We start from the raw sequence: 4,200 nt of genomic DNA on the forward strand, positions 1-4,200 counted from the left end.
GTAGTCGAAACCGCCATATCCATCTCGAAGTGCTCCTTCGGGTGGGGACGTAGCTTGAACCCTAGCTACATTGGGAGATTTCGGAATCTCCACTTCCTTGAGCGTCTTTCATCGGTCGCCCTTATCCTGACATGATATTAGCTGTTTCTGCACTGTCTCCAAAATATCTCGATAAATACCAGATAGAGGTTGACCAAAGGATGGGCGGCAAATTTTACGCGATCGCGAAGCGGCGACCTAGGAGCATCGCAAAATTTGCTTAACCAGTTTTCCTAAAGCTTGCTGCCGCTCTTGAGTATCCCGTGGGTACCTTTGCACTTGGCATACCAGCTGCCTAATTTGCTCTTCCATGGCTATCAATTAGAAACACTGACCTGGTTACTTATAGCAGAAGTCAGAAGTCAGAAGTCAGAAGTCAGAAGTCAAACTCTTGCGCTTACTTAGGTTTGAGACTTTTGTCATGTCCGCGCCTGCCCTGGCGACTGCTATATCTAGCTGAGCTCACATTTTTATGGGTTAATTTACAAAACTTTATTTTTTGCCAGAATCCTAGGGTGGGCAGTGCCTACTAACGCGATTAGCTGACTTGCTGATTAAGGTTAGTGCGGCTGGCAATAGTGGAGAGTTTTCCCCTGCTAATTCTGCTAGTTATGCCATGGAATAGGGTTTCTCAGTAGGAGCCATAGAAAGCGATCGCACAATTGCTCACTTCTCCCATGGCGGTGGTGATGACAGCAACATGCACGACCTTGTTGCACCAGGGGTTGACATCTTTTCGACTGTCCACTATCGTTATAGGTTATCTTCTGAACCTTTAACCTACCCTACTCCAACCCCAAGGGCGAACAACTAAACAACCTTGGTCAAAAGGCCACGCTACGCGAACAACCAAACAACCTACCCTTCGGGAACGCCTTTGGCGAACAACATTTTTGAATTAAGAATGTAGAATTAAGAATGTAGAATTCTCAATTCTCAATTCTCAATTCTCAATTCTCAATTCTCAATTCTCAATTCTCAATTCTCAATTCTCAATTCTCAATTCTCAATTCTCAATTCTCAATTCTCAATTCTCAATTCTCAATTCTCAATTCTACATTCTACATTCTACATTCTACATTCTACATTCTACATTCTACATTCTACATTCTACATTCTACATTCTACATTCTACATTCTACATTCTACATTCTACATTCTACATTCTACATTCTCAATTCTACATTCTCAATTCTGACAGACAACCTTCAACATGCAATCTCTCGACTATCGGTTGATTTTATGGGTAAATTCTGAAGGTATCCTGGAAAATATGCCATCGGCTGCAACTGCTTTAACGGTAATTTATTAGTTGCGACATTTTCCACAAATCCCAGCAGTTTTGCTTCTGTCAAGGAGTCATTCAGTTGCACTGCTATATAACCAATTCTATCTTGCCAAACCTCTTCTGGGACGTAAACAAACTCGGCATCTGGTGAGACTGGTTTACATTCGAGCTTGCCGTAATTTTTAATCACTAAATCAGCCACATCTAGGAATGTCTGCATGATGGAATTGTGGTTATCACTAGACTCTAAGTCAGTTTCAAATCCTAGACCCTGTAAGTACTGATTCACTGCATACACCGCCAAGGTATTGAGATAAACCTGTTCGGCTTTTTCCAGATTAGATTGCTGTTGGCAAAGCTTTTCTGCTAGGTGATGGGCTGCTTCTGCTAGTGTGACCATAAGTAGTGTGATGATAATTTGACAGGCTGGTGTGACTGAGCAATGCCTCTAGTTTAGCCTTACCAATAAATTATCCACTATAATAGGTATCATCCTATAGGTAGAGGAATAATTCCCTTTAACCCCTACAGGTGATCTAAGTTTATGTATTGAGCAGATTAAGCACGGATTTGGGCAAGCCTGTATTTGTTTATACCATTTTCAGCCCATTTCTTCTTCTATATATCTTTTGATTTCCGGGGCTAATTTCCTGAGATTACGTTGAAAGAAGTTATTCAGGGATGAAATTTTAATTTCTAAAGAGTCCGATATCTCTTGCCATTTTTTTCCGTCTAGGTACGCTAAGCCTATGACTTGCAAGGTGGCGGAAGGATGGTTTTTGATATGTTTCTGTAAGAGGTTTTCCGGGTCTTCTGTAAAATAGTGTCTGACCAGGTCATACAACGTCAGTTCTGTTTCCGGTTGTGGCACAGTCTCTAGGGGTATCGATTCCCCACTGAGCTCAGACAAGTTTGCGGAAAAAGGCAGAGAGGCTTTAGCCATCTCAAACACTAATGAATCTCCCTTTGTCCGGTCTTTGGCGATTAACTGGGACAACAACAATAATACTATCAGAATTTTAGTAACCTTACTGACCTGGGTTTTGTCTATAATTAATCCTTTGATGCTGAGTGTTATCCAAAAAATTACATGCTCTAGTTTGGTGCCTTTAATCAGAGCACTCAACTGATATTTGATTCTGACAATTTTGCCAGATTGAGCTTGGATAAATGGGTCATTGAGGTCTTGTTGGGCTTTTTGTAACATCTTATCAAAGCGATAATTGACCCAGGCTATAAATTTTCCTTTTTCTCGATTGTAGTGATTGAGGTTTTGATAGACATAATACAATGTCCGATTCACAGCATCATCATAGACCTCAGAGGAAAATTGGCCTCGATGGCAAAGCTTGCCAGAAAGCTTAATGGCATTTAGCAATTCCGTTAAGGCATAAAATCGCTCTGGGGTATGAGGTTGGTGCCGTTGTGCTTCTAGGGCTAGCTGCTGAAGGCGACCCTCGTCGAGTACCTTCTTAAAAAGACTATCCCGCCAAGACCCCCACTCCTGATCAGAAGTCATTTGTAGATATGGGTGTAGATATGGGCTATCAATATCCTCCTCGATTTCATGGTTGAGCTGCTGCTGTACGGTCTGATAGATCTCTAGATAGATGCCATATAGAGGGTGACCTGGCCGTGGGCGACACACTTTACGGGTACGCAAAATTTGCTCAACCACTTCTGCCAAAGTCTGGTTCCGCTGTTGATTGTCCCGAGGATAGTGTTGTAGTTTCAGCACCAGCTGTTGAATTTGCTTGTTCATGACCACCGATTAAGAATGCTTGTGTAATTAGCTATCAGGGTAATTTCCAAGTTTTCTGCAATTCGTTACAAAACTTTATATTTACAATTCGTTACAAAACTTTATATAAAACTGTAGAAAAATTGGATTTTTGGAGTGATTAATATAGTGAGGGCAGTCAAAAAGCCTTGATGCTCTTAATCGCAAAACTGATTATAGGGTTCTGTAAGTCATAAAGCAGAACCACTCCTAGCTAAATTAAAAATTTAACTCTAAACTCTAAGAAGAAAACAATGGTAGTAAAATCCGGCGGTCCTGGCAATGATATATTGATTGGTGGACCTGGCAATGACACTATTCAAGGTCAAGGGGGAGCAGATACCTTGATTGGCGGTAGTGGTAATGATTCCCTGGACTCCGATACTCTAGGAACTGTTGATCTAATAGGTGATCTTTTAGATGGCGGTGCGGGCAACGATACACTTCAGGGAGAAGCCGGAAACGACACTCTACTTGGTGGCAGTGGCAATGATAGCCTCACGGGTGATGATTCCACTGTAGATTTTGGCAATGATAGCCTCAATGGTGGAGCTGGAAACGATACTTTGAATGGAGGTGCTGGCAATGACATACTCAATGGTGGTTCGGGAGTGGACACCACCAATGGTGGTTCTGGTAATGATCGGATAATCGACGACGATTTTGTGAATTTCGACATCCACAATGGCGGTCTAGGAATCGATACTATCGATTATTCCAATGTCACATTTGGTTCCGGGGTCACCATCAACCTGGCAACTGAGACCACCTCAGTTTCTGGAGGTAATACCGAAACGATTCGCAATTTTGAGAATGTCGAGGGCTCTCAGGGGGGTGAGACCATCATCGGTACCAGCGGCGCAAACCGTCTCGATGGTAATGGTGGTAATGACACTATTCAAGGTCAAGGGGGAGCAGATACCTTGATTGGCGGTAGTGGTAATGATTCCCTGGACTCCGATACTCTAGGAACTGTTGATCTAATAGGTGATCTTTTAGATGGCGGTGCGGGCAACGATACACTTCAGGGAGAAGCCGGAAACGACACTCTACTTGGTGGCAGTGGCAATGATAGCCTCACGGGTGATGATTC

3 protein-coding genes are annotated in these 4,200 nt (G+C 42.7%); 1 reads left to right on the forward strand and 2 read right to left on the reverse strand.

Features of this window, described 5'->3' with window-relative positions; genetic code table 11:
• Positions 1 to 1,247: 1,247 nt before the first annotated feature.
• Together F6K57_RS34640 and F6K57_RS34645 are read right to left on the reverse strand one after the other, a co-directional pair.
• Entirely contained in the window at positions 1,248 to 1,727 is a 480-nt protein-coding gene (locus F6K57_RS34640; protein ID WP_293028978.1) for a DUF1822 family protein, read from the reverse strand.
• Between the two features lie 201 nt (positions 1,728 to 1,928).
• Positions 1,929 to 3,089, reverse strand: coding sequence for a hypothetical protein (locus F6K57_RS34645; RefSeq protein ID WP_293028981.1), 1,161 nt, complete (start codon positions 3,087 to 3,089; stop codon positions 1,929 to 1,931).
• 272 nt (positions 3,090 to 3,361) lie between these two features.
• Between F6K57_RS34645 and F6K57_RS34650 the strand changes: the two genes are divergently transcribed.
• Positions 3,362 to 4,200, forward strand: an 839-nt coding sequence (locus F6K57_RS34650; RefSeq protein ID WP_293072461.1) for a calcium-binding protein, incomplete at its 3' end; no start/stop codon positions are given.

The organism is Moorena sp. SIO4A5, from assembly GCF_010672005.1.
Lineage (GTDB): Bacteria > Cyanobacteriota > Cyanobacteriia > Cyanobacteriales > Coleofasciculaceae > Moorena.